Annotated in this window: 22 protein-coding genes and 1 pseudogene; 14 read left to right on the top strand and 9 right to left on the bottom strand. The window is 49.3% G+C overall.

The features are described 5' to 3' along the window. Positions 1 to 6 precede the first annotated feature (6 nt). Positions 7 to 987 carry a TRM11 family SAM-dependent methyltransferase gene (locus M4D81_RS20965; RefSeq protein WP_260067946.1) on the top strand — a complete coding sequence of 327 codons (981 nt, stop codon included), beginning with the start codon at positions 7 to 9 and terminating at the stop codon, positions 985 to 987. Positions 988 to 1,000: 13 nt separating this feature from the next. Here the strand turns inward: M4D81_RS20965 and M4D81_RS20960 are convergent, their stop codons facing one another. Together M4D81_RS20960 and M4D81_RS20955 are read right to left on the bottom strand one after the other, a co-directional pair. Further along, positions 1,001 to 1,312, bottom strand: coding sequence for an MGMT family protein (locus M4D81_RS20960; protein ID WP_216530750.1), 312 nt, complete (start codon positions 1,310 to 1,312; stop codon positions 1,001 to 1,003). Between the two features lie 181 nt (positions 1,313 to 1,493). After that, a complete protein-coding gene (locus M4D81_RS20955) occupies positions 1,494 to 2,447 on the bottom strand; it encodes a D-2-hydroxyacid dehydrogenase (RefSeq protein WP_071222480.1) in 954 nt (317 codons plus the stop codon). A 302-nt stretch (positions 2,448 to 2,749) separates the two neighbouring features. Here M4D81_RS20955 and thpR point away from each other — a divergent pair, with 302 nt between their 5' ends. From thpR to M4D81_RS20940, 3 genes are all read left to right on the top strand, one after another. After that, complete coding sequence (gene thpR, locus M4D81_RS20950; protein ID WP_260067945.1) at positions 2,750 to 3,331, top strand: RNA 2',3'-cyclic phosphodiesterase; 582 nt, start codon at positions 2,750 to 2,752, stop codon at positions 3,329 to 3,331. 97 nt (positions 3,332 to 3,428) lie between these two features. Continuing rightward, the gene (locus M4D81_RS20945) at positions 3,429 to 4,325 is read left to right on the top strand and encodes a cell wall hydrolase (RefSeq protein ID WP_260067944.1); all 897 of its coding nucleotides are present in this window, start codon (positions 3,429 to 3,431) and stop codon (positions 4,323 to 4,325) included. A gap of 42 nt (positions 4,326 to 4,367) precedes the next feature. Beyond that, positions 4,368 to 5,051 carry a metal-dependent hydrolase gene (locus M4D81_RS20940; protein WP_216530746.1) on the top strand — a complete coding sequence of 228 codons (684 nt, stop codon included), beginning with the start codon at positions 4,368 to 4,370 and terminating at the stop codon, positions 5,049 to 5,051. A gap of 96 nt (positions 5,052 to 5,147) precedes the next feature. Here the strand turns inward: M4D81_RS20940 and M4D81_RS20935 are convergent, their stop codons facing one another. After that, positions 5,148 to 6,323 (bottom strand): MGDG synthase family glycosyltransferase, encoded by a 1,176-nt coding sequence (locus M4D81_RS20935; protein WP_071222483.1) that lies wholly within the window; start codon positions 6,321 to 6,323, stop codon positions 5,148 to 5,150. A 330-nt stretch (positions 6,324 to 6,653) separates the two neighbouring features. Between M4D81_RS20935 and M4D81_RS20930 the strand changes: the two genes are divergently transcribed. The 4 genes from M4D81_RS20930 to M4D81_RS20915 all read left to right on the top strand — a co-directional run bounded on the left by M4D81_RS20930 (position 6,654) and on the right by M4D81_RS20915 (position 15,324). After that, positions 6,654 to 7,235: a TetR/AcrR family transcriptional regulator gene (locus M4D81_RS20930; protein ID WP_071222484.1), complete on the top strand. Its 582-nt coding sequence runs from the start codon at positions 6,654 to 6,656 to the stop codon at positions 7,233 to 7,235. Between the two features lie 198 nt (positions 7,236 to 7,433). Next, positions 7,434 to 9,701 carry a YhgE/Pip domain-containing protein gene (locus M4D81_RS20925; RefSeq protein WP_260067943.1) on the top strand — a complete coding sequence of 756 codons (2,268 nt, stop codon included), beginning with the start codon at positions 7,434 to 7,436 and terminating at the stop codon, positions 9,699 to 9,701. Between the two features lie 560 nt (positions 9,702 to 10,261). Further along, a complete protein-coding gene (gene gltB / locus M4D81_RS20920; RefSeq protein WP_260067942.1) occupies positions 10,262 to 14,857 on the top strand; it encodes a glutamate synthase large subunit in 4,596 nt (1,531 codons plus the stop codon). A 320-nt stretch (positions 14,858 to 15,177) separates the two neighbouring features. Further along, a complete protein-coding gene (locus M4D81_RS20915) occupies positions 15,178 to 15,324 on the top strand; it encodes a hypothetical protein (RefSeq protein WP_179090689.1) in 147 nt (48 codons plus the stop codon). Between the two features lie 90 nt (positions 15,325 to 15,414). Here the strand turns inward: M4D81_RS20915 and M4D81_RS20910 are convergent, their stop codons facing one another. Beyond that, entirely contained in the window at positions 15,415 to 15,783 is a 369-nt protein-coding gene (locus M4D81_RS20910; RefSeq protein WP_071222486.1) for a helix-turn-helix domain-containing protein, read from the bottom strand. A 304-nt stretch (positions 15,784 to 16,087) separates the two neighbouring features. On the opposite strand from M4D81_RS20910, the gene M4D81_RS20905 reads away from it, so the two are divergent. Both M4D81_RS20905 and M4D81_RS20900 read left to right on the top strand, forming a co-directional pair. Further along, on the top strand, positions 16,088 to 16,405 hold the full coding sequence (locus M4D81_RS20905) for a hypothetical protein (RefSeq protein ID WP_260067941.1): 318 nt from the start codon (positions 16,088 to 16,090) through the stop codon (positions 16,403 to 16,405). Between the two features lie 402 nt (positions 16,406 to 16,807). Beyond that, complete coding sequence (locus tag M4D81_RS20900) at positions 16,808 to 17,734, top strand: LCP family glycopolymer transferase (protein ID WP_071222488.1); 927 nt, start codon at positions 16,808 to 16,810, stop codon at positions 17,732 to 17,734. Between the two features lie 111 nt (positions 17,735 to 17,845). On the opposite strand, the pseudogene M4D81_RS20895 reads toward M4D81_RS20900, so the two are convergent. Further along, a pseudogene (locus M4D81_RS20895) lies at positions 17,846 to 18,037 on the bottom strand (helix-turn-helix domain-containing protein); the annotation flags it as partial. Between the two features lie 584 nt (positions 18,038 to 18,621). Between M4D81_RS20895 and M4D81_RS20890 the strand changes: the two are divergent. Together M4D81_RS20890 and M4D81_RS20885 are read left to right on the top strand one after the other, a co-directional pair. Further along, on the top strand, positions 18,622 to 19,539 hold the full coding sequence (locus M4D81_RS20890; RefSeq protein WP_071222490.1) for an ABC transporter ATP-binding protein: 918 nt from the start codon (positions 18,622 to 18,624) through the stop codon (positions 19,537 to 19,539). Further along, on the top strand, positions 19,532 to 20,305 hold the full coding sequence (locus M4D81_RS20885; RefSeq protein ID WP_260067940.1) for an ABC transporter permease: 774 nt from the start codon (positions 19,532 to 19,534) through the stop codon (positions 20,303 to 20,305). The genes M4D81_RS20890 and M4D81_RS20885 overlap by 8 nt, the downstream gene beginning before the upstream one ends. A gap of 134 nt (positions 20,306 to 20,439) precedes the next feature. Here the strand turns inward: M4D81_RS20885 and M4D81_RS20880 are convergent, their stop codons facing one another. Beyond that, complete coding sequence (locus M4D81_RS20880) at positions 20,440 to 20,859, bottom strand: bactofilin family protein (protein WP_071222492.1); 420 nt, start codon at positions 20,857 to 20,859, stop codon at positions 20,440 to 20,442. A 32-nt stretch (positions 20,860 to 20,891) separates the two neighbouring features. Further along, positions 20,892 to 21,863, bottom strand: a complete 972-nt coding sequence (locus M4D81_RS20875) for a M23 family metallopeptidase (protein ID WP_260067939.1) — start codon at positions 21,861 to 21,863, stop codon at positions 20,892 to 20,894. A 238-nt stretch (positions 21,864 to 22,101) separates the two neighbouring features. Here M4D81_RS20875 and cls point away from each other — a divergent pair, with 238 nt between their 5' ends. Further along, entirely contained in the window at positions 22,102 to 23,532 is a 1,431-nt protein-coding gene (gene cls, locus M4D81_RS20870) for a cardiolipin synthase (RefSeq protein WP_260067938.1), read from the top strand. Between the two features lie 156 nt (positions 23,533 to 23,688). Continuing rightward, on the top strand, positions 23,689 to 24,606 hold the full coding sequence (locus M4D81_RS20865; RefSeq protein ID WP_071222495.1) for a YitT family protein: 918 nt from the start codon (positions 23,689 to 23,691) through the stop codon (positions 24,604 to 24,606). A gap of 62 nt (positions 24,607 to 24,668) precedes the next feature. Here M4D81_RS20865 and M4D81_RS20860 read toward each other — a convergent pair whose 3' ends face one another. Together M4D81_RS20860 and M4D81_RS20855 are read right to left on the bottom strand one after the other, a co-directional pair. Continuing rightward, on the bottom strand, positions 24,669 to 25,739 hold the full coding sequence (locus M4D81_RS20860; protein WP_260067937.1) for a serine hydrolase domain-containing protein: 1,071 nt from the start codon (positions 25,737 to 25,739) through the stop codon (positions 24,669 to 24,671). A gap of 49 nt (positions 25,740 to 25,788) precedes the next feature. Then, positions 25,789 to 26,364 (bottom strand): TetR/AcrR family transcriptional regulator, encoded by a 576-nt coding sequence (locus M4D81_RS20855; protein WP_071222497.1) that lies wholly within the window; start codon positions 26,362 to 26,364, stop codon positions 25,789 to 25,791. Positions 26,365 to 26,551: the final 187 nt, after the last annotated feature.

Genomic DNA, 26,551 nt, shown 5'->3' with positions numbered 1-26,551 from the left:
AATTAAATGATGCATTCAAACGATAATGACATTACTTTTGGTCCATCCTTCATAAGCGATAAGTCCACTTATCTGTACACGTATGCCTGTCATGAAACGGAGCGTGAGCTGTGCTTGATGGAGCTGACGGAGCTGTTCGGTCATGAGCCTGACGGTGAGGATTGGCTGGTAAGCGAGCAATGGGTTGATCCGGATCGGAGCCCGTTCTTATCAGCCTGTATCGACGTCAGGATGACTGGAGAATCCATCGAAGAAATGGCCGAGCAAGCAGACCGCATTCATCTTAACCACGCAAGCTTCAAAGTCGTCTGTCTCAAGGCGGGAGATCGGTTCAGTTATGAACAATCACGCGGGTATGAGCGGGTGGTAGGCCGCCAAATTACAGGAATTGCACAGATGAAAGCCCCGGATGTCACGCTCGGTATGATATCAACAGGCGGCATCTGGAGATTGGGACTCCTTCATGAACCTGAACGCGCATGGCTGAAGCATAAACAGAAGCCGCAAAATTACTCCACAGGCCTCAGCTCGCGAATCGCGAGGGCACTGGTCAACCTGGCAGTTCCTCGATTAAGCGAAGTGACGCTCCTGGATCCCTGCTGCGGCATGGGGAATGTATTAATTGAGACGTTCTCGATGGGAATCGCGGCCGAGGGGCGTGACATCAATCCGCTTGCCATTCGGGGAGCGAGGGTGAATCTGAGGCACTACGGTTATGATGACAACAAAGTTGCCATTCAGGATATGAATACATTGCAAGGGCATTATGATGCCGCGATCCTGGATCTGCCGTATAATCTGTGTTCTGTTTTCCCTGAAGAAGAGAAGCTGCAGATGCTGCAAAGCTTACGCCGGTTGTCAGATCGAGCTGTCATCGTCAGCACAGAACCATTACACGAGTTGTTGATGAGCACGGGCTGGAAGGTCCTGCGTCATTGCACGACCCGCAAGGGGAGTTTTGTGAGGGATATCTGGTTGTGCGAATAATGGGGCCTGCTAATTATTCTCCAGGGTCATAACGATATTTCTCTAAATCGATGATGCCTTTGGGATTGACGGCAACGCCCTCGCCTTGGAGGTACAGCTCCTGCATGAGTCTGGATTCATCGTCCTTGATGGCGATTTCTCCTTTTGCGTTGACGACCCGATGCCACGGCAGCTTGTGAATGTGACTGAGGGTGTGAAGTATTCTGACGACTTGTCGTGCGCCCCTTGGGCTGCCGGCCAGTCTGGCCACCTGTCCGTACGTCATGACATATCCTTCCGGAATGCTCCGGATCACTTCAATTACACGTTCCGTATACGGCTGCATCGATTCTCTCTCCCATTGCGTATAAATGTAGTTAAATAAATAAAAAGGGGCGTCCCGGAAGGTATGAAAACCTCGGGACGTTCCTTTTGTTGTATAGATCTTGTGGTCTTTGTTGCACGATCGATTCCCGGCTCCTTTGAGAGCAGGATAAAAGCTGTGTTTAAGAACTTGTTACCTGGTCTTAGTACGACTTGCTATAGTCGATTACATTTCGCGACAGGGGCTTACCGCCTACATAATTCTGCAAATTCTCCAGGAAAATATCCACGGCACGCTCGCCGTAGCGATCCGTATCGCCCGCCATATGCGGGGTCATGATGACGTTGTCCATGGACCACAGCGGATGGTCTGAAGGAAGCGGTTCTTCCTCGAAGACATCCAGTCCAGCACCTGCTAAGGCTCCGGATTGAAGTGCCCGAATCATGTCTTCGGTTACTACGGTTTGACCCCGGCCCACATTAACGAAGAAGGCGGAGTCCTTCATCGCCGAGAATCTTGCCTCATTGAACAGTCCGCGGGTATCATCCGTGAGCGGCAGGATGTTCACGATATAGTCACCTTCAGCCAGCGCTTCATCGAGCTGATCGACCTTATACATCGCTTCCACATAAGGATCGGATTTGCCGGAATGACGGACCCCGACGGTCCGCATACCGAACGCCTGGGCCACGCGCGCTGTATGACTGCCGATCTGGCCGACGCCGACGATGACGATGGTTTTGCCTGCCAATTCCGTGAACGTGCCGGACGTATCCCATTTGTTGTTCGATTGCTGTCGAATGGCTAGATGAAGGTTGCGCGTGAAGGCCAGAATCATCGCAAAAATATGCTCCGTGATCGGAACGCTATGTACGCCGCTGGCATTGGTAAGCTGAATGCCCTTTTCTTCGAGCTCTTTGAGCGGCATTTTATCGACCCCGGCTGACCATGCTTGAATCCATTTCAGTTTGCAGGCCTCAGACAATATATCCTCCTGTATGGAGCGTGACCAGCCGATCATGATTTCGGCATCCTGAACGATGCTTGGCGTAAGCTCTTTCGCTTTCGTAACCAGCAGCTCGTAGTCGGGGGCGAGATCCCTGATTTTTTGCTGTTGTTCGGTGGTTAAGTCGTGTATGGCAACGATTTTCGGCATGGTGCTACCTCCTAAAGAATGTGATATAAACCAGAATAAAAGTGTTAAACTCTTTGGGAACATATTATCAGAAATCATCACTTTGCGCATGGACGAACTGTCCGGATTGGAAAATTTGTACATGAATTTTTGTCCGGTTTATGGTAAATTGAAGCTTCATCATATTTTTAGGCGAATTTGATGCACCCCTCATACTATTTTCAGGTATTGTTGCTCAAACTATAAACGAACCAAGAAAACATGGTGCTTATTGCGGCCAAGCGGCTGCTTAGGATAAAAGAGATTGGAAGGAAGTGTCTTAGTTGAGCCATTCGGCTGAGGGAGCTATGGATCGTTTATTTGTTGCCGTACATCTGCCTTCGGAGGTGTCGTCCCGAATTCAGGAATGGACGGAAACATTGGGGGAGCAGGTAACTTTTAAAAAATGGGTTCATCCGCAGGATTACCACATAACCTTACAGTTTTTAGGCGATACGCCGTCAAATCGCATAGCTGAGCTCACAGCGGCGCTGCAGGAAGTCGCTAAGGAGCATAAGCCCTTCAAGCTTGGCCTTTATGATGCCGGCGTGTTTGGGGCAAGCGTCTCGCCAAGAATTTTATGGGCGGGAGTCGGCGGGGATTTGAATGCTCTGTCTCAGCTTCAGCAATCGGTGGTATCGAGGATGGAGGCTTTCGGATTTGTCCCGGAGGAGCGACCGTTTCGTCCGCATATTACGGTTAGCCGGAAATTTCAAGGAAACCACAAATTTTCATTGGATGTTATCGGAACAGGACCCAGGCCCATCCAGTGGGAAGTGCAGCAGCTCGTTCTTTTTCGAACAAATTTGCATGCAACTCCAATGTACGAAACAGTAGGTGTGGCGCGGCTTTCGACCATTTTCTGAAACTGAAAATAGAATGTTCATAAAATTACCATGTTTTCAACGCCTAAAAATGTGGTTACATAGTGTAGGAATGTGCCGACATCATAGGAGGAAAAATATGGTTATGAAAGTGCTACGGCAAAATCGCTGGGTTGCGCTGCTCATCGGAGCGCTCTTTGTGAGTTTGTCTCTTATAAGTTTACTTGGAATGCAGACAAAGGCGGAAGGGGAAGAACAGCAGCAGGATATGCCGAAATTCGTTACGGCTGCCCCGGCTCCTGTAAATGACCCTGATCTATTAGTAAAAGACGCGAGTACCAAGCAGGATAGGGAACCTGTCAATATTTTGTCTTCAATTGTTTTCCAAGAGTGGAATAAGCCGGGGAGCAAGAGTCATGCTTTTTCAAATACAAAAGGCATAGGTTTGGCTGAAAACGGATATTGGAACTCGCAACAAGCATTGAAGGCTGCAGATGAGAAAAAGAAACCATCGAAATCTCAGGCTGCGGACGGGAAACCGGCAAAACAAAAGGGGACGCATGTCGTCAAATCTCAGACTGAAAGCTTAACACCCCCCACAACTTTATTCTTCACAAGAACAAATACGTTAACCCAGGATCAGAAAGCCAAAGCGACCTGGACCTATGATTTGTCAGCTGAAGAACTGCTTCTGCTCCAGAAGATTGTCATGGCAGAGGCGGAAGGCGAACCGTACGAAGGCAAAGTAGCCGTTGCTAATGTTGTCTTAAACCGGCTGCGGTCCGCTAATTTTCCCGATACGATTACCGATGTCATCTATCAAAAGCACCAATTTAGTCCTGTAGCGAACGGGCGTCTTAAACGTGTCAAGCCGAACAAAGAGACGATTAAATCCGTGAATGCGGCACTTCATGGCCAAAAAGAGGTAAAGGACGATACGTACTTCTTCCTGTCTTTGAAGCTGGCTCAGGACCTGACGGTACATCATTCAAGAACATTTGTTAAAAAAATAGGAAATCACTCTTTTTACAAGTAGTGCCCATATGGGTAAACTAGGATGTAGGAGGTGTGTTTAAGCATGAATATTACGTATTACGGCCATTCTAGCATTTTGGTGGAAGAAGGCGGAGTTCGTGTGATCATCGACCCGCTGCTATCAGGGAATCCAGGCTCCGGCATTGAGCCCAAGGACGTAAAGGTGGATGCGGTTGTGCTGACGCATGGGCACTCCGACCATTTTGGCGACTGCATCGAGATTGCGAAGCAGAATGATTGCCCGATTATCGCGGTCTATGAACTCGCCGTGTATTGCGGCAGCCTGGGCGCCAAATCCCATGGAATGAATATCGGCGGAAGCGCGCAATTCGATGGTTTTAAGGTAAAGTTTACCCCGGCCTTTCATTCTTCATCCATTTCGGTAGGGGACACCTGGATCTATGCAGGGCAACCTGGTGGCGTCATTCTGACGATGGGCGGGAAAACATTCTATCATGCGGGCGATACGAGTTTGTTTGGCGATATGCGGTTGATCGGAGAGATGAACCAAATTGATGCAGCTGCGCTGCCGATTGGGGATTTATTGACGATGGGCCCACAGGACGCCCTGTTGGCCGCACAGTGGATTCGTGCGAAGCATGTAATCCCAGTCCATTATGACACGTTCCCGGGCATTAAACAGGATGCAGGGGCCTTCTGCGACGAACTAGCCAAAACAGGCATTCAGGGACATCCATTGAAGGCTGGAGAAACGCTGGAAATATAGATGGATTTTTCATATAAAAAGCTTCCCTGTCTTCGTGACAGGGAAGCTTTTTTGGGGTAAAAGTTCAAAGCGGAATTATAGAGCATGCTATAGATATCAGGGCTGGTCCGCCAACAATTTGATGGCTTCCTCACGACGATCGGGCATGCGCCCTTCGGTCAGCAATCCCATTACCTGGCTTGCGCAGTGGTCGGGCTCCAGATGCGGTATGCGCCGCCGGTCGGCTCCATTACGTTTCTTACTCACCTGATCATAATGATCGGACAGCAGGTTCAGCCATTTGTCGATCACGGAAGGAGAGTCCAAAATTTCCGCATAGCCTTCGCTGACAAAGAAATGGGAATTCACTTCTTCTTGTCCCGGGATAGGCTCATAGAATAGCATGGGAATTCCCTTGGCGGCTCCCTCTGTACACGTCATCCCGCCTGGCTTGGTAATGAGCAAATCCGACACTTCCATGAGGTTATGTATATCTTCGCGGTACCCGAGAACATGAATGTTGGGATGCTGAAAGATCGGGTCCTCACGCATGCTGGCAACCAGCTTCTCGTTCTGTCCCATACAGAAGACCAGCTGGATATCATCGGCCCTGCTGGCCAGCTTGCTGAGCAGCTCCTTGTTGAATACGAGACCCCAACCGCCCCCCATAATCAGTACGGTTGGCATGTTTTTTAATTGAAGCTCGGCTTGAAGCGCTTCTCGATTGCCCCTTTCCCAGAACTTGGGATGCACCGGAATGCCGGTCACATGAACGAATTCGGGCTGAATGTCCCGCCGTAGCAGCATTTGTTTCACATGAGGCGTTGATACGAGATATTCATCCACTTCCGGATTGACCCAGGTGCCATGGGCATCATAGTCGGTAATCAGCGTATAGAGCGGAACCTCGAGTCCCTGACGCTTCAGGCGGGAGACCACGGCGTTAGGGAAGGGGTGGGTACATATGATAAGATCCGGTTTCAGCTGCTCGATGACCTGCTGAGCCTGCGCGTAGAATATACGGTGCAGCGCGAGCCGCGTCAAACGGTTTAGCGATTTCTTATATTGCGAACGGTACAGCATGCCGACAAGGCGCGGACGGGTGCTGACGGTTTTTCGATAAGCGGATAAGATTAACGGCCCCATGGTTGGATTCAAAAAATTGCCGAGCTCAATGACACGGCAGTGGATGCCGGGATTCATCCGTTGTATACCTTCAGCCAGCGCATACGCTGCTTGCGTATGACCTGTGCCGAAACCCTCGGAAAAGAGGAGCACTCTTGTATATCGCATGGTTTCACCTACTTCTTTCTCCCTCTATCTTACAAAACAGGAATCATTTTTTGAAGAGCGGCGCGAAAAAAAAGAGTATGCATCATAAGTATACGCGCAAAAGGGAAAAGCATTTCAATTATTTTACGGCTGGGAGTCAGAGTGTACCCTTACATTAGACGTCATGATAAAATTTGAACCCTGCATTCAGAATATTAAAAAATTTAACGAAAAGATATTGCAATGCCACCGATTATCTGGTAAAGTGATTTTTGACCGAATGACTGAAAAAGTATTTTGGTCAGTTTTGAAATGAAGGCCAATCTAAAAGATCAAGAAGGAGGGGTAAGCATGTCAGCTGTAGACCGTCGGAAGCAGGTGCTGGATGCTGCCTCCAAGTCGTTTGCTTTGTTCGGATATAAAGCGACGACGATGGAACAGGTGGCGAAGATTGCAAATGTAGGGAAAGGTACGATCTACACGTTTTTCACGAATAAGGATGAGCTGTTTGACGAGATTTTGCTGTCGGCCATTATGGAGATGAAGCGTATTGCCGAGCGGGAGATCCGGAAGGACAGAGATTTCTTCGACAATCTGTATCGGGTGCTGGATGCGCTGCTTGAATTCCGAGGCGAGCATGAGCTGTTCATTAAGCTATCGCAAGAGGTGCGGGATATTGGCACGCCGAAGGCGCATGAAGGATTGACGAAAGTGGAGAACGGGATCGTCGGATATCTCGAAGGAATTGTGGAGCAGGCCATATCGATCGGTGAGCTCAAGCCGCTGGATGCTCAAGTGGTATCCTTCGTGATGCTGAAACTGTACGTTGCCCTCACGACGGACTTCAATCAGCTTCACAAGCCGCTAAGCAAGGAACAGATCAAGGAATATATGATGGTGTTCTTGGCTGACGGGTTGAAGGCTACTTCATAAGAAGAATACAGGAACCTCCTTCGTGATGAGGAAGGCGGACTCTCTAGGCTTTGAGGGATCGTCTTCCTTGCCAGGGATCGTTTTTTTTGGCCTAAACTGACTGATTGAGGATATTGGTCATTCTGTACTGGAATGTGATCTGCTCTGATGCAGATTCATGTCGGCTGGTTATCTAGAGAAAAAAGGAGAGAGACTGGGATGAAGTCATTATCTGTATTTGCAAAAGATCTTGGGGCTGCCGTTCGGAATAAAAAAATATTGATTCCGATCATCGCGGTGCTGTTCATACCGGTCATGTACAGCGGTATGTTCCTCGGGGCCTTCTGGGACCCGTACGGGAAGATGGAGGATTTGCCCGTTGCGGTCGTCAATAACGACCAGGGCGCTGTTTTTGAAGGAAAGACGCTTCACGCCGGCGAGGATTTGGTTGCCGAGCTGAAGAAGGGAAAAGATTTTAATTGGCAATTCGTTAATCGGCAGGAAGCGGAGCAGGGCATGCAGGATAACAAGTACTACATGACCATCAGCATCCCCGAGAATTTCTCCCAGCAGGCAACAACCTTAATGGATGAACATCCGCAGCCTGCGCAGATCGTATTTGAGCCGAATGAAGGCTACAACTTCCTGGCGGCCCAGATCGGCGGATCTGCGGTGAAGCAGATTCAGTCCAAGGTGTCCGCGAAAGTGACGGAAGCCTATACGGAAACCCTGTTCGATCAAGTAGCCAAGGTATCCGATGGCTTGAGCGAAGCGGGAGACGGTGCAACCAAGATATCCGAAGGTGCCGTGAAGCTGGATGACGGTGCCGTGAAGCTAAAGGAAAATCTGGCTAAACTCGTCAGCGGCACACAGGAGCTTCAGAATGGAATCGCGCCTTTGACCAAAGGCGTGCAGGAGCTGAATAACGGTGCGGGCAAGTTGAACACAGGAGCCGGCACTCTCGCTTCCGGCTTGGATCAGCTTAAAGCGGGTCACAGCAAGCTGCAAGCGGGAGCTGAGGAAGCTAGCAAGGGCGGTGCCAAGCTGCAAGCGGGGATTGAATCTGCCGCAGCCGGCAGCACCACTCTGAATGAAGGCCTCCAAGCCAATCAGGCAGGGGCGGCCCAGCTTGCCGCAGGCGCAAAAAGCGCTCATGAAGGCAGCAGCAGCCTGAAAGCCGGGCTGAATCAATCGCTGGAGGCTACGGCTTCCTTGGAGCAAGGCGCCAAGGCCGTTGCAGACGGAATGAAGAAGCTGGCTGAAAGCAATCCGGAGCTGGCGCAAAGTCCGGAGGTTCAGCAGCTGCTGGCTGCAAGCCAATCCGTTGCCAACGGCACAAGCGGGCTCAATGCCGGTCAGAAACAGCTGGCACAAGGCGCAGCCGAGCTGAATCAAGGCACATTGCAGCTGCAGGAAGGCGCAGGCAAGCTGAGCGCAGGAGCGAATCAGCTGGCTGAAGGCGGCAAACAGCTCGCAGCTGGCGGTCAAGAGCTGCTGGCTGGTGCCAAACAGCTGAGCGCCGGCCAAAGCCAATTGGTTGACGGCATGAAGCTGTTCGGCACGAAGCTGAGCGAAGCAGCAGCTGGCGGTAAACAGCTCGCAAGCGGAGCAGCCACCCTTTCGCAAGGCACGCAGCAGCTTGCAGGAGGAGCGGGCAAGCTCGGAAGTGGCGTTACAACGCTTGCCGACGGCTCGAAAAAGCTGGATTCCGGAGCCGGTGAGCTGGTAAACGGGATGAGTGAATTGAAGGAAGGCAGCGGAGAGCTTGCAGGCAAGCTGAACGAGGCTGCCGACAAGACAGGCGATATCAAAACAACCGACGAAACGGTCACCATGTTTGCCGGACCGGTACAGGTTGAAGAGCATAAAGTGAACGAAGTACCGAACTACGGTACGGGATTCGCACCATACTTCCTGTCGCTCGGTTTGTTTGTCGGAGCCTTGCTCTGTACGATTATCCTGCCGATCCGTGAAGCATCGGTACCGAACGCATCGGGCTGGAACCGGTTTGTCAGCCGTACGCTTTCATTTGCCGGTATGGGATTGATTCAAGCGCTGCTGGCATCGGTCGTGATGCTGTACGGATTGAAGCTTGAGGTGCAGAGCGTTCCGCTCTTCTATCTCTTCTCCATCATCACGAGTTTGTCGTTCATGTTCCTGGTGCAAATGTTTGTAACCTGGCTGGATCAGCCTGGACGCTTCGTCGTCATCGTTATCCTGATCCTCCAATTGACAACAAGCGCAGGCACGTTCCCGGTAGAGCTGATTCCGAACTGGATGAAGGCATTGAATCCGCTGCTGCCGATGACTTACAGCGTAAAAGGCTACAAGGACGTCATATCCACAGGAAGTTTCGACGGCATGTGGGCCAATGTGGGTGTGCTGGCCGGATTCGGTCTCGTATTCCTGGCTCTGACCGCCGTGTACTTCCTGGCTACCCGAAACAACAAGAAAGCAGCAGACACCGATACAGCGTTGACTGCATAAGCGAGATATCTTTATATATGAAGGAAAAGGACTTCCCCGAAGGTCGAGCAGATCTCGGGGAAGTCCCTTTTTTGATGCTCGGGTGTAGCGTGAGCGTGGCCATGGAGAACCGACCTTAGAGTCGCATCATCTTATATTGGATCATGGTGATGATGATCACTTGCCCCTCCCGTTGGAGAGAAGGTGAAGGGAAAAAGATGAGCGGATGGTCGTGGAAATGAGATAAGGTGAACAAAAACGCCTGTTCGGAATGTTTTATTTGCATGTTTTTTTGCACTATTCTACATAAGTTTTAACTGTGTATTGTGATAACTCTCATAAAAACAATTCTTATCAAATTCATAAAAACTTTGAATTGCCTGCACTGTATGACGGTGATAAAATATATAGAACTAATAAATCTTACGTGTCAGGTAAATGTTACCCCTTGCCGCTTTTGCACAATACTGCATCACCTCAAGACAGTGTGTCACACTGCAGGAGAGGATTGATGTCCAACCTTTATGTTTTCCGTTATTGATCAGCAGCATTTTATTCTATACAAAGAAAGGTTGCATCTTATGAAACATACTGATTTTCCCCAGAAACAGGGCCTCTATGATCCGCAGTTTGAAAAAGATGCTTGCGGTATGGGATTTGTTGCCCATATCAAGGGTAAGCCATCCCATGAAATCGTAAGCAGCGCGCTGACCATGCTTGCTAATATGGAGCATCGCGGAGGACAGGGCAGCGAGCCGAACTCCGGTGACGGCGCTGGGATTATGCTGCAAATTCCTCACTCCTTCTTCTCCGCCGAAGCAGCGAAGCTGGGCTTTGAACTTCCGGAAGCCGGGCATTATGGTGCCGGCATGCTGTTCCTATCCCATGACCCTGCTGTCCGCTCGGCCCATGAGGATCAGTTGGCTTCGATTATTGCTGAAGAAGGCCAGACCCTGCTCGGATTCCGTGATGTCCCGACCCATGATGAAATGCTGGGTAAATCCGCAAAAGCGGCAAAGCCGTACGTCCGCCAAGTGTTCATCGGACGAAGCTCCGACATTCAGGATGATCTCTCGTTCGAGCGCAAGCTGTATGTCATCCGCCGCCGCGCCGAGCTGGCTATCCGTTACAGCGGAAAGCCCGAAGGCGACAGCTTCTATGTATCCAGCCTGTCCTGCCGGAAGATCGTATACAAAGGTATGTTAACGACGGAGCAGGTAGGGGAATTTTACCTGGATCTGCAGCAAGAGGGATTGGAATCCGCTATTGCGCTGATTCACTCCCGTTTCAGTACGAACACGTTCCCAAGCTGGGAACGCGCGCATCCGTACCGCTTCATGATTCACAACGGCGAGATCAACACGCTGCGCGGGAATGTAAACTGGATGCACGCCCGTCAATCGCTGTTCGAGCATGAACTGTTCGGAAGCGATCTCGAGAAGGTTAAACCTGTCATCAACCCGGACGGATCCGATACCGGGATGTTCGATAATACATTTGAATTCCTGTACCTCAGCGGTCGTTCCCTGCCGCATGTGGCCATGATGATGGTCCCTGAGCCGTGGAGCAACCATGAGAGTATGGATAAGACCAAAAAAGCATTCTATGAATACCACAGCACGCTGATGGAACCATGGGACGGCCCGGCTGCGATGGCGTTCACGGACGGCGTTCAGATCGGAGCTACCCTGGACCGGAACGGACTGCGTCCATCCCGTTATTATGTAACAAAGGATGATCTGATCATTCTGTCCTCCGAAGCGGGCGTTCTGGATATTCCGCCGGAAAACGTGCTGTACAAGGACCGCTTGCGTCCCGGCCGGATGCTGCTCGTTGACACGAAGGAAGGTCGGATCATCTCTGACGAAGAAGTCAAAGCAAGCATCGCCGCGGAACTTCCATACTCTGAATGGCTGGATGAGCATCTGGTAGAGCTTCATGATCTCCCTGACGCGCCGGAACTGCCGGATCCGAAGCATGAAAATGTACGTCAGCTGCAGCAAGCCTTCGGTTATACGTATGAGGAGCTGCGCAAAGTCATCGAGCCGATGGCGATCACGGGTGCGGAAGCTGTCGCATCCATGGGATACGATGCACCGCTTGCAGTGTTATCCGACCGTCCGCAGCGGCTGTTCAACTACTTCAAGCAGATGTTCGCCCAGGTGACGAACCCGCCCATTGATGCGATTCGTGAAGAACTGGTCACTTCAACGGCAACAACGATCGGTCCGGAGCGCAATCTGCTGAAGCCCGAGCCCGAAAGCTGCCGTCACATCCGTCTGGATTCGCCGGTGCTATCGAATGAAGATTTTGCGAAGCTGCGCCACGTTCGCCGTCCCGGCTTCAAGTCCATGACCATTCCGATATTCTTCCCGGCAGCGGAAGGAGCAGAAGGGCTTCGTCAAGCGATCCATACCCTCTGCGAGGCAGCGGACCGGGTCATCGCCAAGGGCCATAATATCTTGATCTTGTCGGACCGCGGGGTGGATAAAGACAATGCGGCGATTCCATCGCTGCTTGCCGTATCGTCACTCCACCATCATCTGATCCGTCAGGGAACCCGGACCAAGGTGGCGATCCTGCTTGAATCCGGTGAGCCTCGCGAAGTACATCATTACGCCCTGCTGCTCGGTTACGGCGTGAGCGCGGTCAACCCGTATCTGGCGTTCGAAACACTGGATGACATGATTGCGGAGGGCATGCTTCGCGGGATCTCGCATGAGAAAGCCGTGAAGAATTACATTAAAGCGGCAAGCAAGAGCGTCGTTAAAGTTTTATCGAAAATGGGGATCTCCACGATCCAATCTTATCGTGGAGCCCAAATCTTTGAGGCTGTCGGCCTCAAAGAAGATTTCGTAGAAAGCTATTTCACACGGACGCCGTCCCGTATCGGGGGGATCGGTCTGGAAGAAGTGGCCAAGGAAGCCTTGGCCCATCACGAGCGTGCCTTTACCGATAAGGACGGGAACGATAAAGCGCTGGATTCAGCCGGCGAATATCAATGGAGAGCTGACGGGGAAGAGCATTTGTTCAACCCGAGAACCATCCATTTGCTGCAGCAGGCGGTCCGCACCAATGACTATGCAACTTACAAGAAATACGCAGAGCTTGTGAAAGGTGAGAATGAGCAGCATCTTACGCTGCGCTCACTGCTCCAAATCAAGCCGGTCGGCGAGCCGGTACCACTGGATGAGGTTGAATCCGTAGAATCCATCATGCGCCGATTCAAAACGGGCGCGATGTCATTCGGCTCGATCAGCAAGGAAGCGCATGAGAGCCTTGCGATCGGGATGAACCGCATCGGAGGCAAGAGCAATACGGGTGAAGGCGGAGAGGATCCAGCCCGTTTCATCCCGGATGCTAACGGCGATTCCCGCCGCAGCGCCATCAAGCAGGTGGCTTCGGGACGTTTCGGCGTAACCTCCAACTACCTGGTGAACGCGGACGAAATCCAGATTAAGATGGCGCAGGGCGCGAAGCCGGGCGAAGGCGGACAGCTCCCGGGCCGTAAAGTGTATCCTTGGGTAGCCGAGGTTCGTGGTTCGACGCCGGGTGTTGGCCTGATCTCGCCGCCGCCGCATCATGATATCTACTCCATTGAGGATTTGGCAGAGCTTATTTACGACCTGAAGAACTCCAATCCGCGTGCGGATATCAACGTGAAGCTCGTATCCGAGGTGGGTGTGGGTACGATCGCTGCAGGTGTTGCGAAGGGCCGCGCGGATATCATTCTGGTCAGCGGTTACGATGGCGGTACGGGGGCTTCGCCGCAAGGCTCGATCCGTCATGCCGGTATGCCTTGGGAGCTTGGCCTTGCCGAAACCCATCAGACGCTCATCATGAACAATCTGCGTGACCGCGTCGTGCTCGAGACGGATGGCAAAATGCTGAACGGGCGCGACTTGGTGGTAGCGGCTCTGCTTGGAGCCGAAGAGTATGGGTTCTCTACGGCACCATTGGTTGCCATCGGATGTATCATGATGCGTGTCTGTCAAATGGACACCTGCCCGGTTGGCGTAGCCACTCAGAATCCGGAGCTGCGTAAGAACTTTACAGGAGATCCGGAGCATGTTGCCAACTTTATGCGCTTTGTCGCTCAAGACATGCGCGAGCTGATGGCAGAGCTGGGTTTCCGCACCATTAATGAGATGATTGGACGTACCGACTGCCTGGATGCCGTCAAAGCAGATCATCACTGGAAGAAGCAAGGCGTGGATATCTCCGCATTGCTGTATACGCCGGAGCTTCCGGAAGGCAGCACTCGCTATCGCAGTCAAAGACAGAATCATGGCCTGGAAGAAACGCTGGATATGCGTTCGCTGCTTGGCAGCGCTGCGCCTGCATTGGAATCGGGAGCGGCGGTGGAAGGCACCTTCCCGATCACAAACGTGGATCGTGCAGTGGGTACGATTCTAGGCAGTGAAGTCACGCGCAAATACGGCGCTGCCGGATTGCCGGAAGACACGATTCGTTTTAACTTCGTGGGGTCCGCAGGCCAGAGCTTTGGTGCCTTTGTGCCGAAAGGGATGACACTGACGGTTGAAGGAGATGCGAATGACTATATCGGTAAAGGCCTTTCCGGCGGCAAACTGATCGTGAAGCCTTCACCGAAAGCAACCTTCAAAGCCGAGGAGAATATCATTGCCGGTAATACTGCGTTTTATGGTGCTACAGGCGGCGAAGCCTATGTAAGAGGCATTGCCGGCGAGCGCTTTGCCGTTCGTAACTCGGGTGCGAGCATTGTGGTTGAAGGCGTCGGCGATCATGGCTGTGAATACATGACCGGCGGCCGGGTAGTTGTTCTCGGTGAAACCGGACGGAACTTCGCGGCTGGGATGTCCGGCGGCGTGGCCTACGTCTATGATCCTGAAGGAACTTTTGTGGCTCGCTGCAATCTGGAGATGGTACTCCTTGAGCGCGTAGAGGAAACCGCAGAAGCGGAAGCACTCCATCATCTTATTCGGCAGCATGAGCAGTACACGGGCAGTGTGCCTGCACAGCAAATTCTAGGGGATTGGGATCAGGCGCTGAGCCGCTTTGTCCGTATCATTCCGAAGGATTACAAACGCATGCTGCTCCATATCGAGAAGGCTCAAGACCAAGGGCTGGCAGGTGAAGCTGCGCTTCTCGCCGCATTTGAGGCGAATATGAAAGAGCTGGCTCGTACAGGGAACTAATATCTGACGTTATATCAGCTGAAACCACATTGTGTTCTTTAATGAATGCAATGTGGTTTTTTTTCATATATAAGTAAGTTACGCTAGTATCATTGAGAAATTTGAATATTCAACAAAATATTCAAAAAGAAAATTCGACAAAATTAGAACCGGAAGCATAGGACAAAGGCTCCATAAGACGACAGCATCATGTGGATTCGTTCGTTATAATATTGGTAAGTAAGTTGTTTAATAGGTTGTTGCTGTATACATGGTAATTTCAACAAGCATTGGCAGCTGGGATGGAGAGGAAATTATAGATAAGCGAGGTAGTTGTGGAAATGAGTGTGGACAAGGAGAGAGGCTCCGGAAGCACCGAGCAGCGGCTTGACCAGCAGAAAACGAACATCGACATCAATAAGCTCATGACTCAATTGGGAATCCATCCTGATAAATGGCTGCAAATGGAGGAATTAAGAAAAGATTAGATATGATCTTATGAAGACAATAAAATCCCCGGCATGTAGCGATGAACGTATCCTACACGGCGGGGATTTTGTAGTTCTTGGGCATGAGCATTATTTCATGGCTCGTTCCATGCGAACAAATGCAATAAATCGCTTGGCTTCATCTTCGGTTAGCTTGCGACCGTCCACCGTAAGGTTAAAGCGTTCCAATAAATCCTCATCGGATAGTTCAAGTCCGTCCACAAACGATCGAACTTCCGTATCAAGCACCGTTTTTTCCTGTGTCGTTCTCCCGATCAGATAATCTATGGATACGTCAAACAGATCTGCCAGGCGGGTCAATGTTTCGAAATCGGGCTTGCGCCGATTTTTTTCATAATGGGATAGTGCAGCACGTGTAATACCGACAGAGGTAGCGAGCTCTTCCTGAGTCCACCCATGCTGTTCACGTAATTCAGATATTCGTTCTCCGTAGTTCACGCATTGATCCCCCTTTCGAATGGCTTGTATCTATAGAAGTTAATTGAATAGATCAATAAAGTTAAAACTGCCGATTTATTATATACATAAAAAGACTACTTTTTATTGACTAGATACAATGTGTATCGTATTATAAACATTAACGAGATACATATTGTATCTGCAATGTAAAGGTTTGGGTACAGTTAGTATCATTTTATCCAGTGCAGAAATGTCCCATACCAAAAAATTATAATAAGGAGCGGATGGGTTACCTCCAATGTTACGAGAACGCCAACACCAAATTACGGTAAGGATTAGAGTCATGCAGATCGGGCAATTAACCATTCATGGGAAAAGTCATTCCGTTACACCGCTAGAGCTGCTGCCCAGTGGTCTTGTATTCCTATGTCCTTGGGAAATACCGATTCATTCTAGTATTATATTGGGTTACGAAATTGATGATAATGTGGATCATATTCTGCTTTCGGGCCACATTGAATCAAGGGGGCTCTTTTATGGACGCCAATTGTATCATACTGAATTCCATACAGACGGCGATAAAAAGACCCGTATCGTGGGTATGTTGAACCGAATGATGTTCAGTCACAGCGAGTCGAATAAAATGAGTCTCTATAACTGAAACGTAATTCATGGATAGCCTGCAGCGAACAGGGAATCCCGATGCATCATTATCATGGTTTATTGCTATTCTACTATATTTACGTTGCTTGGTCATTAGTTCTTTTACCTTAAATCCGTATGCATGATGAGGGATAGGTTTAGAATATCATTGTTTTTCTCCTACTAATAATGAGACTTCATTATATAATTTCATATGTGGATTTTTATCTAATCTCGAATCGGAGTTGTATATTTAGTTCATTGTAATCAAGAAACATCCTCGATACATATTTCTGCTGGTTTCCCTTCTCCTAATCTTTGTTCAAGATGATTTCACTGTATTTATTTATGCTTTAAGTCGTGATTCAACATCGACCTTTAACGGGACAGTATAAGGTCAACGCAATGGAGGCATCACTGGATGAAAATGACAAGGAAATGGGTCCTGTGGCTGCTGGCTATTCTTATACTGCTGCCTTCAGCTTATCTTCTGTATACGTATCAATCCATTAAGTCGACAGCGGTTCGGATCTACGAAGAGCGGGAGCCTTCGCCTGTAGTTCCAACATTCGTACATGATCGGACGACTGTTCAGGTCGGAGAGAAAAACATGAAGGACGCTGATCCATTTACTGTTCTGGTTATGGGCGTAGACCAAAGGCCCTATGATCGTGGACGATCCGACGTCATGATATTAATGGCAGTAAACCCTGCAAAGGGGTCAGTACTTATTTTTAATATTCCACGTGATACCAGGACTGATATCGTAGGACATGGAACGGTGGATAAAATTAACCATGCCTATGCCTTTGGAGGCGTTGAGATGTCGATCAGCAGCGTGGAGAATTTTTTGCAATTCCCTATCGATTACTACATTAAAGTGGACATGGAGGGCTTCTCCAGCATTGTAGATTCATTGGGTGGAGTCACCGTGGATAACCATATGCGGTTCGAATATGCAGGCTATGACTTTGATCAAGGGAAGTTGAACTTAAACGGTGAGGAAGCATTGGCATTCTCGCGTATGCGGTTTGAAGATCCTAAGGGGGATTTAGGCAGGAATGCAAGGCAACGGGAGGTTCTGAAGGGGATCTTAAATAAGCTGATAAGGATTTCGACTGTTTTTAAACTGGAATCGCTTTTGGATAACGTTGGAAACAGCGTCAAAACGGATATTTCGTTTGAAGAGATGAAGATGTTTGTAACAGAGTACCGTCAAAAACTGAAAAAGGTTGAGCAGGTTGAAATCGCAGGCCATGGACAAAAAATGAATGGAATATGGTATTATATCGTCGGTGATCAAGAAAGAGAAAAGATAACGTCTACGTTACAAGCGTATATGGAATGATTCTCAACACAAAACCCCCTTTTTGAGTAAAGGGGGTTTTTGTGTGTGGAGTAGAATATCGAAGTTTTAGGTTATTTTGATTATTTTTTAGTGGGGGGATTGAACAGACTATCTTCCAATGATTTGATCAATCGTGGTTTGAAATACGTCCGCTAATCTTGTTAGCGTTTCCAAGTTTGGTTCTCTGCGATCTTTCTCATAATGTGATAAAGAAGCCCGACTGATACCAATACGTTCGGATAGCTCTTCCTGGGTCCAACCTTTTTGCTCCCGCAATTTTGCAATGCGAGATCCATATGACATTCACAATCACCTCTCTACAAGTTCCATTAATTTAGAGCAAACCTACATCATATAAAACATCTAATATGATACAAAATGTATCTTAAATTCCATCGATCGTCAATACATATTGTATCATTTATTAAAAATTTAGAAAAAAATGTATCTTTATCTTTCCGATAATCATGGCTATCCCAGGTCCTGTAGTCTTATCATAATTTGCTTGATTTAGGTTTGACAAAGAGTAACAATTTATATAGAATTTTTGTAGTGGATACATTTTGTATCATACTGTGCATAGATATAGATGCATCTATCCCGAAAGAGGAGATGACGGGATGAAAGAAGTGATGATGTATTGCGTCAGTTGCTGTCGGATGCTTCCTATTGCACAAAGCCACAGCTTGTATAAAACCGGATTCTATAAGCATAATGTTCCGGCGGGAGTCTGCAAGGCGTGTCAATCGGCTTTGTTGGTGCATCGCGAGTAGACGGCTCCAATAACAGCAAATATAGGGGTCATGCATTCAACAATTTTGTCCTTTGCTCTAGTATTGTATAATTGTGGAGATTGCATGATACAAGGGCAAAGGAGAATAGATTACATGAAGCAGGAACCGCTGGTAAGACTGCTCGGGGTTACGAAGAAAATCTCGTCCAAGGTTTTGGTGGATAATGTGACTTTAGATATCCCATCTGGGCAAATCTTCGGGTTTCTTGGACCGAACGGGGCTGGCAAGACAACAACCATTCGCATGATGGTCGGGCTGATGTCCATCACTCAAGGGGATATTACCATCGGGGGTTACAGCATACAGAAGAATTATGAGCAGGCAGCCGCCCAGATTGGCGCGATTGTCGAGAACCCGGAGATGTATAAATTTTTGTCTGGTTATAACAACCTGAAGCATTTTGCGCGCATGATGCAGGGCATTACCAAGGAACGTATCGATGAGGTGGTGGAACTCGTAGGGCTCGGGAATCGGATTCATGAGAAAGTGCAGACCTATTCGCTGGGGATGCGCCAACGGCTCGGCGTGGCGCAGGCACTGCTGCACCGGCCGAAGCTTCTGATCCTGGACGAGCCTACGAATGGATTGGACCCGCAGGGCATTCGGGAGCTGCGAGATTATTTGCGCAGATTGACGCAGGAGGAAGGGACGACCGTATTCGTCTCCAGTCATTTGCTGTCCGAGATGGAGCTAATGTGTGATACCGTTGGCATTATACGCCACGGCAAGCTGATTGATATCCGGCAGCTGCGGACGGCTGAGGGAGAGCGTGTGTTTGAAGAGACGGCGTTTACCGTCAATGACGCGGAAGCAGCGGCGGCGCTGCTCCAAGAATTCCAAGCGTCAGCCCGCGATCACCGAATCATTGTCCGTGGTGACGAGAATATGATTGCGGATATCAACGCGACATTGGTCGGAGCCGGCATACGCGTCTATGCCATACAGCCGGTGACCCGTTCCCTTGAGGATCAATTCTTGGAAATGACGGGAGGGGGATTCGTTGTTGAATAAATTTACCCGTCTTGTAGCCAATGAGAATATGAAAATTTATTATCGCGTACGGACATGGGTCATGCTGGCGATTCTTCTCTTGTTTAATGTGGCTATGCCTACCATGCTGTACTTTACGAATGCGCCGATGGATGTCTGGACCGTATTCACATGGACGGAGAGTTTCACCATCTACCTGAGTACGATCTTCACCGTGATCATCGCGGCGGATATCGTGGCAGGGGAGTTTGCCGGAGGGACGATCAAATTGCTGCTGATTCGGCCATGGAGCCGAGGGAAGATTCTGTTGTCCAAATTCACCGCTCTGATTCTATTCGGTCTGCTCTGTGCAGGAATCACGGCTGTGGTAGGGATCGCTATGTCGCTGCTGTTATTCTCCGGAAATACCGGATTGTCGGGCGGATTCGAGGGATCTTCGATGAACAATTCGCTGCTTCTCCTGCTGACCGATACGACCCAGGCGCTGGTCATCTCGCTGATTGCGTTTATGCTTTCTACGGTGTTTCGTTCTGGCGGTTTGGCGATTGGCTTATCGCTGCTGGTGCTGTTCACCAAGGATATTTTCGGCTTTATCTTTAATCCGGAGCGGTTTGCATGGGCGAAGTACTTACTCTTTCTCCACACCGACCTGAGCGGTTACATTCAGTCGCCGGTCGGACCGGGGGGAGTGGGGCTCGGGTTCTCCATCACCATTCTGGTTGTTTATAGTTTGTTGTTCATGCTCATCTCTTGGTTGGCCTTTACGAGGAGAGACGTTGCAGCTTAATTTTATGAATAAGAAAAGAGCTCCTTCTGCCCGTGTGAACATGGATGGGAAGGGGCTCTTTGATGATGTCGGCTGAAAGAACTAGCCGCTCTATATAAAACTGCCGGGTTCGAGTGGTCGTCCATACGCTTAGGTTAACCTGCTTCCGAACGCTGAAGCGGCAGTGTGGTGTCCGTTGACTCTGCAGCATCTTGATTGGAGGTTGGATGGTCCATTCGGCTAGCCCCATTCAGGAGTCCGCCTTCCATAACGATCAGGGAAGCGGCGTAAACATCCCCGTACATTTGTCCCGTAGGCGTAATGGTCAGTTTGTTTTCTGCCGTTACATCGCCATACACCTTGCCGGCCACGATGACCTCCCGAGCGGAGATATTGGAGCGGGCAATGGCTTCTTCGCCGATCGTGACACAGCCTTGGCTTTCGATGGAGCCGTTAAAGCGGCCGTCAATCCGCAGGTTTTCTTCGCATTGAAGCACACCTTCCACTTCGCTTCCCGGCCCAATCAGCGTATCCGTTCTCTCTGAAGCCCGCTTGTTCTTGTTTTTCTTTTTCATATTATATTCCTCCTCACCAAGATTGGATGTTGTTACTGCAGATAAGGCAACGGGTCAATCGTCTGGTTGTTTTTGACGACCTGAAAATGAAGATGAGGGCCTGTGCTTCGCCCGGAGGAACCCAGCTTGCCGATGGTATCACCTTGATCGACATAATCGCCTACCGACACGTCCAGGCTGTTTAGATGCATGTACCAGGTCTCCAGTCCATTTGGATGTTTGACGACGATATAAAGCCCTCGAGCTCCGCTGCGTTCCGCTGCCGTCACCTCACCGGCACCGGCGGCATAGATCGGATCGCCGGTTTTACCGGCAATATCGATGCCGGCATGATAGGCCGAACGCCCGGTAAAAGGATCGCTCCGATAACCAAAATTCGATGTCAGCCGCTTAGAGGTGGTCGGCCATAGAGAGGGTGTGCCTTCACGTTTCTCTTGGGTTTCCTGAGCCTGATCCAGCGTACGCGGAATATGCTGCTCCATGCGAGAAATCAACTGCTGAATCTCTTCAAAATCATCCTGAGTCTCCTTCGCGAGACTTAACATTCCATTCTCATGAACGGCAATGAATTCCCCTCCGACATGCTGCTTATCCTCAGCCGTGATGGAGGAGGTCTGTCCTGACAAGCTGCCGTGCTTCTGAATAAACTGCTGAAGCTCCTGCTCCAGCTGCTGAACGCGCTCCATCTGGACCTTCGTTTGCTCTGCTTCGCCCGACAGCTGAATGATGGCTTTGTTTAGACGTTCTATGGCTTCTTCCTTGTCGGTAACCGTCACTTCCATCTTTAAGGCTTCCAGGTTTTTGAGCATCAGCTGCTGCTCCAGCCCCGAGATCGTCTGGGCCGACTGGATCTGCAGGGAAACGATCAGTCCGGCGATGGACAAAATAGCGGCCGCGGGCACCGCTATCATTAGAGGCTTGGACAGATGGATCTGTTTGACTGAATGCTGGGCATCCCGAAGCACCAGCAAGGTTAAGCGTTGTTTACGGTGTGTGGTTTTCATGGCATCTCCCTTCCATACATCGTTTATGGATCATGGTACCCGCTAGACTTGGCCAGCTCCTTATCTAGTATGTATTCTATTCTTTCGAAGAACATGTCAAAAAATATTAATTAAGAGAATTTATTCAGTATGGTGCGCCATTGGGTAATTGAATAAATACATATGGAATTGGTCAATGATGTAGTGTAGTTAATCGATTCAAAATACGACTATTATTCATGGTGAGGAGGCTGCCGGTATGGTGTGGCTTCTGGTTGCACTTATTACTTTTATTTTGCAGATGGTTGCAGTGCTGTTGCTGGAGTTTCGGAATCCGTCCAAGGCCGTGGCCTGGCTGTTTATTTTATTTTGCCTCCCATTGATCGGGTTTGTACTCTATTTCTTTGTGGCTAGGGACTATCAGAAGCGATTGAAGATTCGCAAGCGGGGCTCCAGACTGTTTCAGGAGCTTAGGGGACACCTGTGGGATCGGGCCGCCGTTGTTTGGAACAAGGAAGGCATGAACAATGCGGAATTTCATCATAATGACCGTTTGTTCAATCTGCTCAATCACTTGTCGGAGAGTCCGATTACAGGCTGTAATCAGAGCCGCGTGTTGACGGATGGAGAAGAGACTTACGATGCCATGCTGCGTGCTATGGAACAGGCCAAAGACCACATCCATGTGGAGTTCTATATCTTTCGTCATGACCGGATCGGCACGAAGTTTCAGGAGGTCATGATCCGAAAGGCGCAAGAAGGCGTCAAGGTACGCCTGGTTTGTGACGGGCTTGGCAGTTATAAACTTAAGAAAACGTTCATTCGGCGGTTCAAGGAATCGGGAGTGGAGTTCTATTTCTTCCTGCCCGCCATGGTTTCGATGTTCAGCCGCAGAATCAATTACCGGAATCACCGTAAAATCGTCGTGGTGGATGGGATAATCGGTTTTCTTGGCGGGATTAACGTCGGGGACGACTATCTGGGCGAATATCCGAAAATGGGCTACTGGCGCGACACGCATCTGGAGGTAAAGGGAGATGCGGTCTACTTCCTGCAAAATGTGTTTTTGCATGATTGGAAGCTCGCATCCGGAGAACGCATTGCGGATTTCGGGCTGTTCCCGGAGCATCAATGCACCGGGGATGAACAAGTGCAAATATTGAGCAGCGGACCGGATCTGAACTGGAATGCCATCCAGGAGATGTGCTTTGGGGCGATATCCGTAGCCAAAGAACGGATATGGATCACTACGCCTTATTTCATTCCGGATGAAGGAATATATGAAGCGCTGAAGACGGCGGCGGTGAGTGGTGTGGATGTACGCATCATTATTCCGGATCGTGCCGATTCCCGTTTTGTAAAAATGGCGAGCTTGTCCTATGTGGAAGAGCTGTTGGCAGCGGGAGTTACCTTCTACGAGTATGAAAAAGGATTCATCCATGCCAAGGTGCTCATTGTGGACGAGCTTCTCGGCTCGGTCGGTACGGCGAATATGGATATGCGGAGTTTTTTCTGTAATTTCGAGCTGACCGCCGTGCTGTTTGATCAGCTGCCTATAGAGCGGTTGGTTGCGGATTTTAAGGAGGATCTTAAACAGAGCAGGCTTATGGATCCGGAGGTGTTTCGTCAGCGCGGAAGATGGCAGAAAGCTGCCGAAATATTATGTAGGATGCTGTCTCCCATGCTTTAGCTTTAACATCTTACGCGGAATGCAGGGTAAAGTGAAATTCAGGAAGAAGCCTGAAAGTTCTATGTCCAGCATTTGTTTATATGATAGAATATTTATAAGGTTTTCACTTATAAATATAAATTAGCTTATTTTTCATAAGTTGAACGGGGGAGATTTATGTCAAGTGATGTGAAGATTCTTGCACAAGTGAAAGCGGAGCAGCAGAAGCCGGAGAATCCCAAGGCAGGCTCAACCACCTTGAAGCTTCTCCGTCGTCTGGTGTTCTTAACTTTCGGTGCGGTACTAATGGCAGTAGGGCTGGAGATCTTTCTGGTGCCCAACAAAATTATTGACGGAGGCATTACCGGGATATCCATTATGGTTTCCCATATCACGGATTTTCCGCTTGGTATATTCCTGACCTTATTCAACCTTCCATTTTTGTTTATGGGATATAAACATATCGGGAAAACTTTTGCATTATCCACGCTGTTCGCTGTAGTGATCATGTCCATTGGAACTTATTTTCTGCATCCCGTCGATCCGATTACCATCGATCCGCTGCTAGCGGCCGTGTTCGGCGGCGTTCTGCTCGGGGTCGGGGTTGGTCTTGTAATCCGGTCCGGCGGCTCCTTGGACGGCACGGAAATCGTAGCCATTCTGATCAACAAGAAGACACCGTTCTCTGTTGGGGAAATCGTGATGTTCATTAACGTATTTATTCTGGGCAGTGCTGGATTTATTTTCGGTTGGGATCATGCCATGTACTCGCTCATTGCTTATTACCTGGCGTTTAAACTGATTGACATTACAATCGAAGGCATCGATCAATCCAAATCGGTATGGATTATCAGTGATAAGCATAAGGAGATCGGTGATGCGTTAACCCAACGTTTGGGACGCGGCGTAACCTATCTGGATGGAGAGGGTGCTTATTCCGGGGACAGCAAGAAGGTTATCTTTGTTGTCATCACCCGTTTGGAAGAAGCGAAACTCAAATCCATCGTGGAAGATTGGGATTCCCAGGCTTTTGTTGCCATCGGTAACATCCATGATGTGAAGGGCGGCCGCTTTAAGAAGAAGGCCATACATTAATCACCATGAAGTGCTATGTTCCACCCATGTTCAGAGTTAACACGGGTGGAGCATTTTTTTGTTTAAGGGGTGTCTGAGCGCAAGTGAAGCGTCTTCTTCTCCCGCCCATAATGGCGAATGATTATTGTCATTGCCTGCACAGCCGCGGATTGACCGACAGCCTGGTTCACGGTTCCGGTGAAATAGAGTCCTGATTCAGGATGATGGAAGGCAAATGCGCCGGATTGACCCCAGTGACCGATGAGTCCCCGTCCCAGGCTGATTGGAGATAGCGGCTGTCTTGAAATGCCGGTGCCATAGAAAAAGGGGCCCGGTGCCCAGAGAAAGTTCCATTGTCGCTGGAGTTCATCCAGATCACCTATCGGAAACAGTTTCCCGTTAAAAAAGGAGCGCAGGAACATCATCGTTTCCCTTGCCGTTGAGACGATGCCGCCTTCCGCTCCGATTGACGCCATGTACAGAGGAAGATCCAAACGCTTTTTCTTATAATAGAAAGGAACGGGGCTGGTATCCTCGGGATCATGAAAAAAATACGTCTGCATCAGATTCAGCCTGTCGAAAATGTACTCCTTGAATACGTTCTGAATGGGTTCGCCCTTGATATTCTCGATTATTCGGCCAAGCAGCCGGTAATTGGTGTCGGAATATTGGGCTTTATTTCTCTGGCCAGGTTTGAATCTGGGCTTTTGCCGTCTGGCGGCATCCAATGTTTTGTCCAGACTCCAAGCCTGATCATGCCCGGCGATGAGGTCGGAGAAGACCTTTCCAGAAAAATAGTCCGGGATGCCTGACGTGTTGGACATTAACTGTTTGACGGTGATTTCTTCAGAGTAATCCTTGTTCTCCACCATATGCAGTCCCGCCATGATCTCTTCGGGGAGGTACTTGCCGATAGGATCATCGAGCCCAATCCGCTGCTCGGATCGTAATTTCAATATTACGGCTGTCACGTACAATTTGGTCACGCTGGCAATGAAATAGCGGTCTTCAGTCTTCATTGCCCCGCCGCTGCTGACAAGGGATAGTGATTGCTCCTGGTCCTCGACGCACAGAACCGTGCTAAACACATTCTTTTTATTGGCGATCTGTTCCAACCATTCATCCAGAAGCGACTGCTCCAGGGCTCTTCCCATTCTCCGTATACCTCCTATAGATCGAAATGTATCGACACCTAACGCAGATTCATTTCTCTTGCTGTTTCCGCAAGCGAGCGGCACGTATGAAATCTTGAGCAGCCTCGTCCATCATATGGATCATCTTGTCGTCATCAACGCTCTCCGTGAACAGATCATTGGCTAGCATGATACAGAGACCTGTCTGAAAGGTTTGCATTTTCAATAAAATAGATTGCAGCTCCTGATCAGAAAATCCCGCAAGCTCCGGATCTAACTTCATTAACCCGATAACCTCACGAATTTGTTCGGGGGTATTCTTCATGTGGGGATTGTTCTTCATTATCAAATCCCGGTAGAGCACAGGGTATTCCTTGGCGAATCGGAGACTTGCCATGCCGATATCCCGGAAAGGCTGACCGGACTTCTGCTCTGTAATCAATCCACGGGCTACCTGGAAGGTCTTATCGACGACCTGTTGAATCAGTTCTTCAGCATCGTTGAAATTGACATAGATCGGCGCGATGGAGCTGCCCAGACGTTCAGCTACTTTACGAATCGTAATGGACTCGATCCCATCGGTCTGGGCAATGTCAAATGCGGCTAGCACGATATCTTGTTTGGTGAATCTCGTTTTCGGTGCCATGACTGTCTGCAACTCCTTAGATAATTTATATGTGGAACAGTTGATACATATCACATGATATTTAATGATTATAAAGCTTAAATGGACGGAGTTCAACCGATTATCATGTGGTGCGCTGAAGGTTGGTTTGTAAATCCAGTAAAATCCACTTATAATAAGAACATATGTTTGTTAAAATATGAAATAA

The organism is Paenibacillus sp. p3-SID867, assembly GCF_025142895.1.
In the GTDB taxonomy this organism is placed as follows: Bacteria; Bacillota; Bacilli; order Paenibacillales; family Paenibacillaceae; genus Paenibacillus_AQ.
The sequence above is the reverse complement of the archived record's forward strand: the minus strand, read 5'-3'. Positions and strand labels throughout refer to the sequence as shown.